Annotated in this window: 14 protein-coding genes; 3 read left to right on the forward strand and 11 right to left on the reverse strand. The window is 38.9% G+C overall.

What is annotated here, in order from left to right; all coding sequences use genetic code 11:
• Positions 1–15: 15 nt before the first annotated feature.
• On the forward strand, positions 16–1,305 hold the full coding sequence (gene hisD, locus ACLCDV_RS16935; protein ID WP_317665559.1) for a histidinol dehydrogenase: 1,290 nt from the start codon (positions 16–18) through the stop codon (positions 1,303–1,305).
• 95 nt (positions 1,306–1,400) lie between these two features.
• Here hisD and ACLCDV_RS16940 read toward each other — a convergent pair whose 3' ends face one another.
• From ACLCDV_RS16940 to ACLCDV_RS16950, 3 genes are read right to left on the reverse strand one after another with little or no spacing between them, the layout of a single operon-like run.
• A complete protein-coding gene (locus ACLCDV_RS16940) occupies positions 1,401–2,315 on the reverse strand; it encodes a YARHG domain-containing protein (protein ID WP_411971716.1) in 915 nt (304 codons plus the stop codon).
• Entirely contained in the window at positions 2,312–2,953 is a 642-nt protein-coding gene (locus ACLCDV_RS16945) for a DUF2306 domain-containing protein (RefSeq protein ID WP_411971717.1), read from the reverse strand. Before ACLCDV_RS16945 ends, ACLCDV_RS16940 begins: the two co-directional genes overlap by 4 nt.
• An 8-nt stretch (positions 2,954–2,961) precedes the next feature.
• Positions 2,962–4,206 (reverse strand): ABC transporter permease, encoded by a 1,245-nt coding sequence (locus ACLCDV_RS16950; RefSeq protein WP_317665553.1) that lies wholly within the window; start codon positions 4,204–4,206, stop codon positions 2,962–2,964.
• A 184-nt stretch (positions 4,207–4,390) separates the two neighbouring features.
• Between ACLCDV_RS16950 and queA the strand changes: the two genes are divergently transcribed.
• Both queA and ACLCDV_RS16960 read left to right on the forward strand, forming a co-directional pair.
• Positions 4,391–5,440, forward strand: coding sequence for a tRNA preQ1(34) S-adenosylmethionine ribosyltransferase-isomerase QueA (gene queA / locus ACLCDV_RS16955; RefSeq protein WP_317665551.1), 1,050 nt, complete (start codon positions 4,391–4,393; stop codon positions 5,438–5,440).
• A gap of 85 nt (positions 5,441–5,525) precedes the next feature.
• A complete protein-coding gene (locus tag ACLCDV_RS16960; protein WP_411971718.1) occupies positions 5,526–6,209 on the forward strand; it encodes a 2-C-methyl-D-erythritol 4-phosphate cytidylyltransferase in 684 nt (227 codons plus the stop codon).
• A 4-nt stretch (positions 6,210–6,213) separates the two neighbouring features.
• Here ACLCDV_RS16960 and ACLCDV_RS16965 read toward each other — a convergent pair whose 3' ends face one another.
• The 8 genes from ACLCDV_RS16965 to ACLCDV_RS17000 all read right to left on the reverse strand — a co-directional run bounded on the left by ACLCDV_RS16965 (position 6,214) and on the right by ACLCDV_RS17000 (position 13,096).
• Positions 6,214–6,369 (reverse strand): lmo0937 family membrane protein, encoded by a 156-nt coding sequence (locus ACLCDV_RS16965; RefSeq protein WP_104382583.1) that lies wholly within the window; start codon positions 6,367–6,369, stop codon positions 6,214–6,216.
• A gap of 79 nt (positions 6,370–6,448) precedes the next feature.
• On the reverse strand, positions 6,449–7,216 hold the full coding sequence (locus ACLCDV_RS16970; RefSeq protein ID WP_411971719.1) for an MBL fold metallo-hydrolase: 768 nt from the start codon (positions 7,214–7,216) through the stop codon (positions 6,449–6,451).
• A 356-nt stretch (positions 7,217–7,572) separates the two neighbouring features.
• A complete protein-coding gene (locus ACLCDV_RS16975; protein WP_411971720.1) occupies positions 7,573–8,700 on the reverse strand; it encodes a glycosyltransferase in 1,128 nt (375 codons plus the stop codon).
• 6 nt (positions 8,701–8,706) lie between these two features.
• Positions 8,707–9,657 carry a glycosyltransferase family 2 protein gene (locus tag ACLCDV_RS16980; RefSeq protein WP_075993353.1) on the reverse strand — a complete coding sequence of 317 codons (951 nt, stop codon included), beginning with the start codon at positions 9,655–9,657 and terminating at the stop codon, positions 8,707–8,709.
• A 98-nt stretch (positions 9,658–9,755) separates the two neighbouring features.
• Positions 9,756–10,358 (reverse strand): DUF4199 domain-containing protein, encoded by a 603-nt coding sequence (locus tag ACLCDV_RS16985; protein WP_411971721.1) that lies wholly within the window; start codon positions 10,356–10,358, stop codon positions 9,756–9,758.
• A 4-nt stretch (positions 10,359–10,362) separates the two neighbouring features.
• Positions 10,363–11,037, reverse strand: coding sequence for a hypothetical protein (locus ACLCDV_RS16990; RefSeq protein ID WP_411971722.1), 675 nt, complete (start codon positions 11,035–11,037; stop codon positions 10,363–10,365).
• Between the two features lie 5 nt (positions 11,038–11,042).
• Entirely contained in the window at positions 11,043–12,311 is a 1,269-nt protein-coding gene (locus ACLCDV_RS16995) for a dihydroorotase (protein ID WP_411971723.1), read from the reverse strand.
• A gap of 215 nt (positions 12,312–12,526) precedes the next feature.
• Complete coding sequence (locus tag ACLCDV_RS17000; RefSeq protein WP_075993357.1) at positions 12,527–13,096, reverse strand: UbiX family flavin prenyltransferase; 570 nt, start codon at positions 13,094–13,096, stop codon at positions 12,527–12,529.
• Positions 13,097–13,319: the final 223 nt, after the last annotated feature.

Genomic DNA, 13,319 nt, shown 5'->3' on the forward strand with positions numbered 1-13,319 from the left:
TGCACGTATACAACCATGTTAAAAAAATATGATTACAAAACGTTAGGAAAAACCGAAATCCAGCAACTGGTTGCTAGGAATACGGATCCAAACAATGCAATACAAGAGGTTGTCCAGGAAATTATCCAACAAGTACGCCACCAAGGTGATATCGTATTACGCGAATATGCGGCCAAATTTGATAAAGTTGAACTTGATAGATTATATTTAGACGAGGAAGATATTGACGCACTGGCATCTACCATTGACCGCGATCAACAAAGAGCTTTGGAAATCGCGTTTCAAAATATACATAAATTCCATAGTACACAATTAAAAAGGGAGCGCACTGTTGAAACAATGCCCGGCGTAAAATGCTGGCGCGAGGTTCGCCCTATTGAAAAAGTTGGCCTTTATATCCCAGGGGGATCAGCTGTGTTACCTAGCACACTTTTAATGCTCGGTATTCCTGCGAGAATAGCTGGATGTAAAGAGATTGTCGTTTGTTCTCCTCCACAATCCAATGGGAAAATCAATGGCTTCGTTGCTTTTTGTTTGAAATTACTTAAAATAAACAGAATATACCTCGTTGGAGGCGCTCAAGCCGTTGCTGCTATGGGTTTTGGGACAGAAACTATACCAAAAGTCGATAAGATATTTGGCCCAGGCAATCAGTTTGTGACCAAAGCAAAATCCATTATACAAGGTCTTGCAAATGTTAGCATTGACATGCCGGCCGGGCCATCGGAAGTACTGGTTATCGCTGATGAGTCGGCTAATCCAGCATTTGTCGCCGCAGATCTTTTGGCACAGGCCGAACACGGAGCCGACAGTCAAGCTGTCCTGGTTGCAACTTCCACCACTATAGTTGATGCCGTCAATACAGCGTTGGTAGCACAATTAGCGGTTTTACCGCGCAAGGAACTTGCTGCAAAAGCGATTGAAAATTCCTACGCAATAACTGTTGAAAATCTTCAGGAGGCCTTACAGTTTTCAAATGACTATGCACCGGAACACCTTATTTTGGAGACCGACCAATGGGAGTCCCTAACACGCTATATCAGTAACGCTGGTTCGGTTTTCTTAGGGCACTTAACCCCTGAAAGCGCAGGAGATTATGCCTCAGGTACAAATCACACGCTTCCTACATCAGGTTATGCACGCTCCTACTCCGGCGTATCGGTAGATTCTTTTGTGAAAAAAGTTACTTTTCAGCATATAAGCGAAACTGGACTTCAACAAATCGGGTCAGTGGTTGAAATACTCGCTGAACTTGAGGGCCTGCAAGCGCATAAAAATGCAATTTCTATTCGGAAGAAAGGATAAAACATAAACTCTTGATATCCCAAAAAAGGCTTTACATCGTAAAGCCTTTTTTGGGATACTGATCTTTCGAATATTCATGACTAATGTTGACTACATTACCTTCCGAAGGTGTCATAATTATCCGTTGCATATTTTTCAAATCTAGTAAGCAAAGCTATATTATCTTTTTCCAATGGACTTAAGTCAGCAGTCACATCTTTTGAAATAGGCACATACCAATCTACAGGCTCAAAAAACTGGCGAATGCTAGGTTTGGTAAACGCATAGCCATGTCGGGCAAAAATCGTATTCCGAATAATCTCCAGATCTAGTTTCTTGAGGTTTTTCAGTTCTTTCTCGGTCAACTTTTGTTTAGATGCATTTATAGTAAAGACCGCAGGGGACGCCGATCGATAGTATTGAATAATGTAAGTATAAGTTGAATCTCCATCCACATCAGTTTCCTCCTTTCTTTTTTCGTTAATCCAGTCGACCAAAGTTCCGTTTTCTCCATCCTGATTTTTTAGCATCAGATTTGGATTATAGGCGAACTGCTTTTTCAACAATTTAAAGCTTCGCTTTTTAATCTTTACCCCTTGGTCATATGCGGTCCAATTACCAATTAAGGTATCATGATTAAGCTTAATTTCAAAACGCCCGTCGGACTTTTTGTCGCCGGGCTCATCCAATAATAACCGGATATCGGCACCATTTTCCTCCAGTTTACCCACCAAAGAACGCAGATTTCCTTTGACAACATTCTGTCCAAAAACACCACCCTTATCTGTAATTTTTTTTATGGTCAAATTTATCTTGGGCGAATAATCTGTCGTGGGCAGCCCTTCTCCTTCTTCAAGAGTACTTTCATCCACAACAAATTCGCCCACCCAGTTGCCATAAAGTTCCTGATGTGCCTCAGCTTCGGCCACAACAGTATCTTTTGTTTCGGTGGCTTCATTCTTTTTGCTTTTCCCGTCCTTACAACCAAGGATTGCTCCAAGCATTAACATTAAACAAAGGTTCTTCCTCATAATTTATGATTTTTTTGATAAATAATAAATTCCGCCAACAACAAATTAGGGATCCATCCCAACCAGGCAATAATTTGATAGAGATCCATCGGATTGGGCTGAAACAGGTACACTAAAGCAAGCTTCCAAAAACGTAGCGTAAGTGCTGAACAGGTTAAGGCAAAACTACGGATCATAAAATCACGATGTTTATCAAATTTTCGCTGGCTCGCCAGACGAACTGCCCGCCAGGTGAAATAGAACCATCCAAGCCCCAATAATTCAAATGCAATAATGGAGGTTAATCCGCCATTTGCCACGGACCCAATAAGCAAACCTGAAGGAGCGGCAAAAACCAAAATGGCAAATACATACAAATACCCGATACTTCGATGGACTCGCGGATATTTATTCAATAGATAAGTATTAAACTGCGTAAAGCCCGCAGGCAAGGCAAAGATAGCTGTGCAGACATGGACATAAAACACGTAGCGATACCACCAAAGTTCTTCAATTTCCGTTTGTTTAATCATCAGGAAATTAGCATCGAGTGCGAAACCACGATAGCGAAGTGTGATTTCTGCCATCAGCATACAGCCATAGGCAAAAATTAAAAGCCAAAATCCTTGTAATATCGAAAATTGCGCTTTTTTAAACATATCGCTTTCTATTTACTCCGGATCGCTTCTACCGGATCCAATCGAGAAGCCATTAGCGCCGGAACAATACCTGATATGAGACCAATAAACGTCGAAAGCGAAACGGTAAGCATAACCATTTTCAAACTTACGACAATAGCAACGCCAGTCGCAGCTTGCACTAGAAACGCCAAAAAATAAACAACAACGAGGCCTATTCCTCCTCCCAACAAACATAGTACGATAGACTCGACTAAAAATTGCGAAAGAATAAAGAAATTTTTAGCCCCCAGCGCTTTCTGGATTCCGATGATATGCGTACGCTCTTTGACACTGACAAACATGATATTGGCAATACCAAAGCCACCTACTAAGATCGAAAAAATACCGATCGAAAAACCTGCAAGATTAATTATTCCAAAAAGCTGATCCAGTGCACCTGTAATCATTGTTGTCTGATTAATGGAAAAGTTTTCCTCCCGTTGTGGCGCTATACGACGAATCGAACGCATGAGTGTCTTCGCTTCGCTCTCCGCCTCCCCAAGCGTATAGTTCGACTTAATAACCATCGCTATGCTCGGTGAGAAATTATCATAGTTGACCAAATTTCTTGCAAGCTCAAACGGAATAAAGGCGGTATCATCGGGTGAAGTATTGATCAATACTCCATTTCCTTCTTTCTTTAATACACCGATAACCTGTATTTTTCGGCCTAACATATTGATATATTTGCCAACGGGTTCCTCATTCGGAAAAAGCCCTTCTGCAATATTTGCGCCCAGTACCGTTACAAGCGCACCACCTCTCGACTCACTTTCAGCAAAGTAACGACCATCCACAATATTTAAATTTTGAATGTACAGGTTCTCAAAGGTGGCTGCATTGACCGATGAACCTTCGGCCGAATTATTTTTATATTTTATAGTCGTATTACCGATATTGATCATGTACGCCATATACTCGGCCGTCGTCATTCGACTTCTTAAGTCCAGATAATTATTGTATGTGGGTTCGGGTCTATTCAAGTATTTCCACCAGGGGAAATTTGGTCCGCCATCCCAGGGCCATTTTTCTATATAAAGTGTTTTGCTACCAATTTTCTTTACCGACTCCTCGATGTTATTCCGAAGAGTATCTACTGCAGAAAAAACACCAATAATCGTAAAAATACCGATAGTTACACCTAACAGCGACAGTAGGGTGCGTGTACGATTGTCTTTTAATGCCGAAAATGCAAACTGACAACTCTCCAATATCAATCTAAAGAATAGCATAATTGTATTCTAAAATACAATATAGTTTTGATTTAATGTCAAAATCGTCAAAAATATATACATAAATTAGAAATATGCCCTTTCTATACCCGAAAAAGTTATAACTTTGTATGCTTTTTGCAACCTAGTATTTGGTGCACTGTAATGCACTGAAAGGCAGACATTAATATATATATTATTAAAGATGAAGTTATCTCAATTTAAATTCAACTTACCAGAATCATTACTTGCTTCTGAACCCTCTGAAAATCGTGACGAATCGCGCTTGATGGTCCTACATAAAGATACTGGTAAAATTGAACACAAAATTTTCAAAGATGTATTGGATTATTTCGATGACAAAGATGTCATGATCTTAAACAATACTAAAGTTTTTCCAGCACGCCTTTACGGTAATAAAGAAAAAACTGGAGCTACGATTGAAGTTTTCTTGTTGCGTGAATTGAACAATGAACTTCGTCTTTGGGATGTATTGGTAGACCCTGCACGTAAAATCCGTGTGGGCAACAAGTTATATTTCGGTGATGATGACTTATTGGTTGCCGAAGTGGTTGACAATACAACTTCGCGTGGCCGTACAATTAGATTTTTATTTGAAGGTACCGACGAAGAGTTCCGCCGTAATATTGAAATCTTAGGTGAAACTCCACTTCCTAAATATATCAAACGTAAAGCTACACCGGAAGACAAATTCCGTTACCAAACTATTTACGCAAAGAATGAAGGTGCTGTTGCAGCGCCTACAGCAGGACTTCACTTCTCAAGAGAGTTAATGAAACGCCTGGAACTAAAAGGCGTTGATTTTGCAGAGGTGACCCTTCACGTTGGTCTTGGAACTTTCCGTACTGTTGAAGTGGAAGATTTAACCAAACATAAAATGGATTCCGAACAGTTCATCATTACCGACGAAGCTGCACGCATTGTCAATAAAGCTATCGACAACAAACGTCGTGTGTGTGCTGTAGGAACGACTTCTATGCGCGCAATAGAATCTTCTGTTTCTGCAGACCATCACTTAAAAGCGGCAGCTGACTGGACAAGTAAATTCATCTATCCTCCTTACGATTTTAGTATTGCAAACTCGATGATTACAAACTTCCATACGCCAGAATCCACTCTTTTAGTGATGATTGCTGCGTTTGCAGGCTACGAAAATGTAATGAATGCCTATGAAGTTGCTGTAAAAGAAAAATACAGATTCTACAGCTACGGTGACGCCATGTTAATTGTTTAATAACGTGGCTTAAAAGATAAAAATAAAAAACGTGGATAGCCTCAAACTATCCACGTTTTTTAAATAATAACCTTTCAATACTAACATGAACTTTGTAATTATCGTTGCTGCCGGAACCGGAAATAGAATGAATAGCGATCTTCCAAAGCAGTTTCTTGACTTAAATGGACTGCCGATTGTTATGCATACAATTAATCGTTTTTGCCAATCAGAAACTATTTCGGAAGTTATTCTGGTCATCAGCGAGCCAATGGAAAGTTTTTGGACCGAACTGTGTTTGAAGCATCAGTTTGATCGCCCTATACATATCGCCTTTGGCGGACAAACCCGCTTCGAAAGTGTAAGGAACGGAATAGATTACATTGAGCAAAATTTTGATATCGGTCCAAAAGACTATATTGCGGTGCACGACGGAGCGCGGCCTATCATCACTGAAGCTCTTATTAAAAAAGCCTTCCAGGGGGCGTATGACCATCAGGCAATTGTCTTAGCACAAAAGAGCATTGAATCAGTTCGGATGGGAGACACCACAACCAACTCTGCTGTCGATAGAAATCATACCTGGTTAGTACAAACTCCACAGGTTTTTCATGGAGAATTGCTTCTAAAGTCCTATAAACAAGCTGAAGATCCCCTTTTTACAGATGATGCCTCGGTGGTAGAGAAAATGGGCAAGCGTATCGCTATCGTTGAAGGTGACCCCAGAAATATAAAAATCACCTACCCTCAAGACCTACAAATTGCCCAGTTCTATCTGAATTTAATTTAATGGGTTAAGCATTGCCACGAATAACGCGTAATAAAACCACAATAATTGCAATGACTAAAAGGATGTGGATAATGTTATTGCCTGCCGCATAACCTCCAAAAAAACTTATCGCCCAAATGATCACTAAGATAACGGCGATGATATACAGTAAATTTCCCATTTCTTTATAATTTAATACCTAAATCTATTTTTTACAGGTATAACAACGAAAAAAGAACTATAGTTTTATTTTAAATGGATTAGCTAATTTGAAGCTGTAATCTATCGTAAGCTAGAAACATATTTTCGGGCAATTCTCTGGAAACAGCCTCATGTAGTCCCATTCGATGCCCTATATGTGTAAAATAGGTTTTATCGGCATGAATATCATAGGCAAATTCAATCGCCTCGTCCAATGTTAGATGTGAAATATGAGATTCCTTTTGCAAAGCATTTACAACAAGAACCTTTACTCCTTCCAATAATTTCCGTGATTCTGCGCTGATAAATTTCGCATCAGTAATGTAGGCGAAATCGCCGATCCTAAAACCCAAGACTGGCATTTTATAATGGAGAACCTCAATAGGCATAATTTCTTTTCCAAATAAAGACAAGGGTACACCGGCCTTTATCTCCTCCAAATCTAAGCTCGGAGCTCCGGGATATTTAACGTCAGTAAACGCATAATAAAATTCTCGTCTGATCGCTTCATGGAGGGCAGCTGTACCGTAAATAGAAATTGAGCTATGCTGTTGATAATTAAATGCCCTTACATCATCTAAACCGGCAATATGGTCTTTATGCGAATGTGTCATCAGCACCGCATCCAAATGCATAACTTTCTCGCGCAACATCTGATACCTAAAGTCTGGGCCAGTATCCACAACCAATGTGTGTTGATTGTATTCAATAAGAATAGAAGAACGTAATCTCTTATCACGTCTGTCTTCAGATTGACAGACCTGACATTGGCATGCAATTACAGGCACCCCCTGTGATGTTCCGGTTCCTAAAAATGTTATTCTCAAGCTACAATTTTTGATTTCAATACTTCTTCATAAATCGGAAGAAGTTTTTCAGAAATGGCCTCCGAATCAATTTCAATATCCAATAATATATTCCATAATGACTGGATTTTTATTTCAAGATTCGAAAACTTATTGACTACTACAACTTTTGTCGTCTGCAACATACAAGCGCCTGTACGGAATGAGCCTTTCTCGTATCTAACTTTATACCCTTGCTCCTTAAAAAACTCTTCTAACTTAGTTAAACTGCTTTGTGTAAACGGCAACAAAATCTCTCCTTCCTTTTAAATTTCTACCTCAGTATTCCAAACTTAGATAAATTTGATTTTATATACAAATAAAATCACTGCTACTCATCAACGCGCCAACTTAAGAATCTCATTGCCAAAAGTATCCCAGCTGTATTTCCTTTTTTCATCGATAATATTCGTTCTAAATTGCTCTTCTTTGTTGTAATGGTAAAAAGAGAAAATACCTGAAGCAATTTCATCAGGATTGGGCTCAACAACATAACCGACATAGCCATCTTGAACCAATTCCGGCAATCCCCCAACATTACTCACAATCATGGGAAGATCAAAATGATAAGCAACTTGGGTGATTCCACTCTGCGTAGCGCTACGATAAGGCAAAACAACGCAATCCGCAGCTGAAAAATAACGTCCCACCTCCTGATTTGGAATAAAATCGGTATGCATAAAAATAAACTCTTCGAGTTTATACTTTTTTATAAGCTCCAGATAGGGAGCAGGATCACCATAAAATTCTCCGGCAAGCAATAATTTAACACCGAGATCGCGAACCTTGGAATGAGCTAATGCTTCGAGCAAGATATCTAAGCCCTTGTATTGACGAATAAAACCAAAAAACAATACGACTTTATCCTCTTCGGCAATCTTAAGTAATCGACGTGCTTCCTTTTTACTCTGATGCACACCATAGTTATCGTAGAGTGGATGTGGCGTATATACCGCTGGCATTTTCGGGCTTAACATTTTCAGATCTGCCAGCACACTTTTACTCATCGTGAGACAAGCATCAACAGATTTCAAAAAGTAGCGGATCAACATCCTATCCCCTATGCGTTGTTCATGAGGGATTATATTATCAGCGATACATACAATTTTAGTATGTTTATTTTTCCGAACCTGCCGCTGGATTGTTCCCAAACAAGGCCCAAAAAATGGCATCCAAAATCGCACGATAAGCAAATCATAGTTCGCCTTCCTAAGCTCCCTACCAACCTTTATCCAATTAAGTGGATTAATAGAATTCACTGTCGTTTTAATATGAAGACCGGTTGGTGCGGGCTCATCTGAATATTGCGACTTCCCGGGGAAAAGAAAATTGGGATACTGTAAACTAAAGGAGTGAATATCCACTTCATGACCTAACTCCTGAAAATGGAATGCCAATCGTTCATTAAAAGACGCTATCCCCCCTCCCCTCAATGGATAGGCGGATCCTAAAATCACAATTCGCATAATTATTTAGATGACTTTCTCAATTTGATAATCATTCCGATCGGAGCTGCTTCTAGAGACTAACTCTGCCAAGAAACCAGTCAGAAATAATTGTGTTCCCAAAATAATCGCTGTCAGCGCAAAGAAAAATAATGGTTGATCGGTTATATCTCTAAATGGTGTACCGCTAGCTATACTCATCAGTTTGTGGCAAATCAGATAAATGGAGATAAATAAACCTGCAAGAAAACTAATCACTCCCATAACACCAAAAAAGTGCATTGGCCTTTTCGCAAATTTGCCGACAAAAAATATGGACAATAAATCTAAGAAACCTTTGACAAAACGGCCCGGTCCAAATTTGGTTGTACCATATTTACGTGGATAATGCTGAACAACCTGTTCCTGTATATTGGTAAATCCAGCCCATTTCGCAATAACGGGTATATAACGATGCATCTCGCCATACACCTCGATGTTTTTAACAACATCTTTTTTATACGCTTTAAGACCACAGTTAAAATCATGCAGGTTATGAATACCAGACATGGATCTGGTTACCCCATTAAACAATTTGGTTGGGATTGTTTTGGTCAATGGATCATAGCGCTTTTGCTTCCAACCCGATACTAAATCCGCTCCCTTGTTCACGATCCGGTCATATAGTTCAGGAATCTCATCCGGGCTATCTTGGAGATCCGCGTCCATGGTAATAACCACATCACCCTGCGCAGCAGCAAAGCCTACATTCAAAGCGGCAGATTTCCCATAATTGCGTCGGAACTTGATCGCAGAAATATTTGTGTTCTTTAACTTCAACTCTTCAATAACTTTCCAAGAATTATCTTTACTCCCATCATCAACTAAAATAATTTCATAGGAAAAATGATTGGCCGCCATAACACGGTCGATCCAAGCTGTCAATTCGGGTAAGGATTCTTCTTCATTAAATAAAGGAACAACAACAGAAATATCCATGTGAATGTTAATCATGCTAAAAATGTAGTATTATAATACCAACAAAGGTATTACTTTTTCAGTAATACCTTGTAGGAACAATGTTATTTTGTTAGCCACTAATTGGCTTCTTGTTTAATCACCAATTTTTCTCGTTTTGTCAGGGCCGATAACAGCAACGCAAAAACAAATTGAAACATTAATGTAATCGCCAGTCCTTTGAACACCTGTCCTAAAGTAATTTTACCAATTGAATCAACTTGCTTTTCAAGTTCTGCGATTTTTGAATCTATAACTTCATCTGGCACATTGTTTTTCTCCATATACTCTATAGTAACGTTAATTGTATGCGTCACCACCTTTTCTTGTAAAGTTGGGTTAATGAAATTAACATACAGTTGCGTACCAATAGTGGAAATAATCGTAGAAATCGCAAGCATCATAAAGATCGATTTCAATGCGATGGAAAAATTCCAGTATCCGCCATTTGCTTTCCTGAGAGAGAACGCAAACAATGCAGAAATAATAACAAAAACACCAGTATTGACAATGAATGACATCGACATCACCCCCCAAAAGGAATTTAAGTCTTTGACAACAAACAAAACAATTAATCCTAGGATAAAAGAAATTATTCCTAAAATAACACCATAGATAATACTTTTCTTTTTGTCGATTACCGCATCAAATCCTACATTACTTTGGTTGAATGAATCTGCCATAAAATTATTTGTTATAGTAAGTACTAATTATTTGGTAAAGGGCGATATCAAAAGCCTTATTGGAAGAAGCCTCAGCATACTCTTCAAATTGTTTTTCAGATGGTTTCAACTCGCTAAAGAAACTCATAATAGGATAGAAAAGCTCATAAACTTCGCTTCTCGGATTTATTCCTTTACCTACTTTTGCTATTTCAGCATAGGGACTATCTACTACGATTTGATTAGCAATGATATCTTCATAAATTTCATGTTCGTCTTGGAATTCATCTTCATCGACCAATAAAAATTCTTTTAAGAAATCATCCAGTTCAGGCTCAATTTCATCGTCCTTACATTCCCCTAAATAAAGAAAAATATTCAACAATTCCGTTCCACGATCGATTGTTTCATCTTCGATCGCTTCCCATTCTTCAGAATCCAAATAATCATCCTCCAATTTTAATACGTCATTGGAGAAAAAATTCATCAATAAAAGATCGACATATACTTCACGAAGTTCGTCAAACAACGGATAGTCATCAAAAGACTGATCCAACAGTTCTAATTTCTCTAGATAGCTGGCCTCCGTATTGAATACGTTAAGAATCTTATCAAGAAACTCGGGGGCTGTCGAAATTCCATCAACCTTGCCATAATTTAATATACCTGCCTCAACGGCTGCTTTAACATTTGCTTCCATGGTTTTTAATCGTTTTTAATGATTTGACTATTATTGATGACCAATTCGACAGCTCCTTTTAAGGTCTGCCCAAATAAGGGAGAATTTTTTGATTTGGATTTATTGGTTTTCTCATCGAAATTCCATGTTTTCAATGGGTCAAATAAGACAAGATTAGCTATTCCCCCCACTTCAATCTGAGGCACTTCAAGTCCTAAAATTTGTCTCGGTCGTACTGACAAACTATTTACAATTTGTTCTTCATTTAATCCGGCGCGAATTAATAGCGGCAATACAGTCTGCAATCCAATAATACCATTTTTCGCAATATGGAATTCGACATTTTTAAATTCTATTTCATGCGGTGTATGTTGCGAAACAACGGCATCGATAGTACCGTCCTTAATTCCCTTAAGTAATACCTTAAGATCAGCTTTTGTGCGTAAAGGCGGGCTCACCTTATAATTACTATCAAAACCGACAATATCTTCGTCCGTAAAAACCAATTGATGCGCAGCGACATCACATGTCACTGGGAGACCTTTTGCTTTCGCCTTTTTTATCAGATCAACAGCCTCTGGTGTACTAATGGATGCGAAATGAATAGGAGCTCCGGTATATTCCGCCAAATAGAGGTCACGAGAAACCATTAACGATTCGGCAAGATTGGGAATCCCCTTCATTCCCAAATAAGTACTCATTGCGCCCTCATTCATTTTGTTTCCACCGGCCATAGACTCATCTTCGGCATGTGAAAAAATCAACCCTTCAAATCCCTTAGCATATAGCAATGCTCTGCTCATTAATCCCGCTTGTTGCACACTTCTGTTTCCATCACTAAAAGCAACAGCACCTGTCTGTTTCATATCAAATAACTCAGCCAGTTCTTTTCCTTCTCGCTTTTTGCTGATGGCCCCTATTGGGTGTACATCAACAACATTCCCTTTCGCCGTATTGACAATAAGTGCAACCTCAGACCGGCTTTGAATAGCGGGTTCAGTATTCGGCATTACAGCTACTCCAGTAAATCCTCCCGCTGCTGCTGCTGCGGTCCCACTTACAATGTCTTCCTTGGTTTCTAGTCCAGGTTCCCCAAAATTGGCATGTAAGTCAAAAAAACCTGGCGCTAAAATTTTTCCGGCACCATCGATGGTCTCTATGTTTTTATCAGCTACTTTGACAGATTTTCCAATCTGCGCAATCTTCCCCTTTTCAATAAATACATCAACTTGCTGCTGATGAAATTCATGACCAGGTAAAATTACTTTAACAGAAGTAATCAATAAGCTTTTCATATATGAATGTGATTGAATTTAAAAGGATACAACTTATTTATCGAAGCATATAGCGTGCGTAGTGTTAACAGACAAACGGTGGCTTTATCACTATAAATCATATAGCTGCAAATAACTTTTTCGCGCGATGCCTGTGATTGCTTCATTTCGAGAAACAAAGTTACAAAATACAAATTTATTAAAGAACATTAAAAATAGATTTCAACGAGGAATAGCTAGGCATTTTCTCCCCACTGATAATGTTTAAATTCAAATCCGGCAAGACTCAAAATGCGATCAACTACAGTTTCTGCTACATCTTCCAGTGTCTTTGGCAAACTATAGAATGAAGGAGATGCAGGACAAATGATTCCTCCCGCCTCTGTCACCAATTTCATATTTTGAATATGTATAATACTTAGCGGTGTCTCACGGGTAACCAAAATCAATCTTCGTCGTTCTTTTAGCATTACATCTGCCGCACGAGTTGTCAGATCAGAAGAAATTCCGTGGGCGATCCTTGATAATGTCCCCATTGAACACGGACAGACAATCATCGTATCATAGCGAGCCGACCCGGATGCAAAAGGAGCAAAGAAATCACCCTTATCGTAAAATTTGAACGGTACATCCTGATAACTCTCATCGCCTAACTCCGCACGCCATACATCCTTCGCATTATTCGACATTACAATTCCAACTTCTGCGATCTGTGTTTTTAATACCAATAGTTTTTTAAGTAAAACTTTAGCGTAGATTGAGCCGCTAGCTCCGGTAATGGCAATAACAATTTTTCTCTTAGACATCTCTTTTAAAATAATAAAAACAAAGCTATAAAAAAAGGGTCGTAGTGAGAAACACCCGACCCTACATCTACCTATGAAAAACATGCCCTTGGGAGGGGCTTAACAAAAGTACATCTACTTTTTAATTTACAAAAACATTATGCGCATTACTACACATTTGTGTATATAAAATACCCCAAAAATAACTTTTTCCCGGATTTTAAGATCCAATTCACCTCGTAAA

The sequence above is a fragment of the Sphingobacterium sp. Lzh-3 genome, from assembly GCF_046764375.1.
Classification (GTDB): Bacteria; Bacteroidota; Bacteroidia; order Sphingobacteriales; family Sphingobacteriaceae; genus Sphingobacterium.

What these genes read in the sequence shown, in the direction of transcription:
- ACLCDV_RS16995 (WP_411971723.1), bottom strand. Translation starts at nt 12,311, where the DNA reads ATGAAAAGCTTATTGATTACTTCTGTTAAAGTAATTTTACCTGGTCAT.
- hisD (WP_317665559.1), top strand. Translation starts at nt 16, where the DNA reads ATGTTAAAAAAATATGATTACAAAACGTTAGGAAAAACCGAAATCCAG.
- ACLCDV_RS16990 (WP_411971722.1), bottom strand. Translation starts at nt 11,037, where the DNA reads ATGGAAGCAAATGTTAAAGCAGCCGTTGAGGCAGGTATATTAAATTAT.
- ACLCDV_RS16985 (WP_411971721.1), bottom strand. Translation starts at nt 10,358, where the DNA reads ATGGCAGATTCATTCAACCAAAGTAATGTAGGATTTGATGCGGTAATC.
- ACLCDV_RS16975 (WP_411971720.1), bottom strand. Translation starts at nt 8,700, where the DNA reads ATGCGAATTGTGATTTTAGGATCCGCCTATCCATTGAGGGGAGGGGGG.
- ACLCDV_RS16950 (WP_317665553.1), bottom strand. Translation starts at nt 4,206, where the DNA reads ATGCTATTCTTTAGATTGATATTGGAGAGTTGTCAGTTTGCATTTTCG.
- ACLCDV_RS16980 (WP_075993353.1), bottom strand. Translation starts at nt 9,657, where the DNA reads ATGGATATTTCTGTTGTTGTTCCTTTATTTAATGAAGAAGAATCCTTA.
- ACLCDV_RS16940 (WP_411971716.1), bottom strand. Translation starts at nt 2,315, where the DNA reads ATGAGGAAGAACCTTTGTTTAATGTTAATGCTTGGAGCAATCCTTGGT.
- queA (WP_317665551.1), top strand. Translation starts at nt 4,391, where the DNA reads ATGAAGTTATCTCAATTTAAATTCAACTTACCAGAATCATTACTTGCT.
- ACLCDV_RS16960 (WP_411971718.1), top strand. Translation starts at nt 5,526, where the DNA reads ATGAACTTTGTAATTATCGTTGCTGCCGGAACCGGAAATAGAATGAAT.
- ACLCDV_RS16945 (WP_411971717.1), bottom strand. Translation starts at nt 2,953, where the DNA reads ATGTTTAAAAAAGCGCAATTTTCGATATTACAAGGATTTTGGCTTTTA.
- ACLCDV_RS16965 (WP_104382583.1), bottom strand. Translation starts at nt 6,369, where the DNA reads ATGGGAAATTTACTGTATATCATCGCCGTTATCTTAGTGATCATTTGG.
- ACLCDV_RS17000 (WP_075993357.1), bottom strand. Translation starts at nt 13,096, where the DNA reads ATGTCTAAGAGAAAAATTGTTATTGCCATTACCGGAGCTAGCGGCTCA.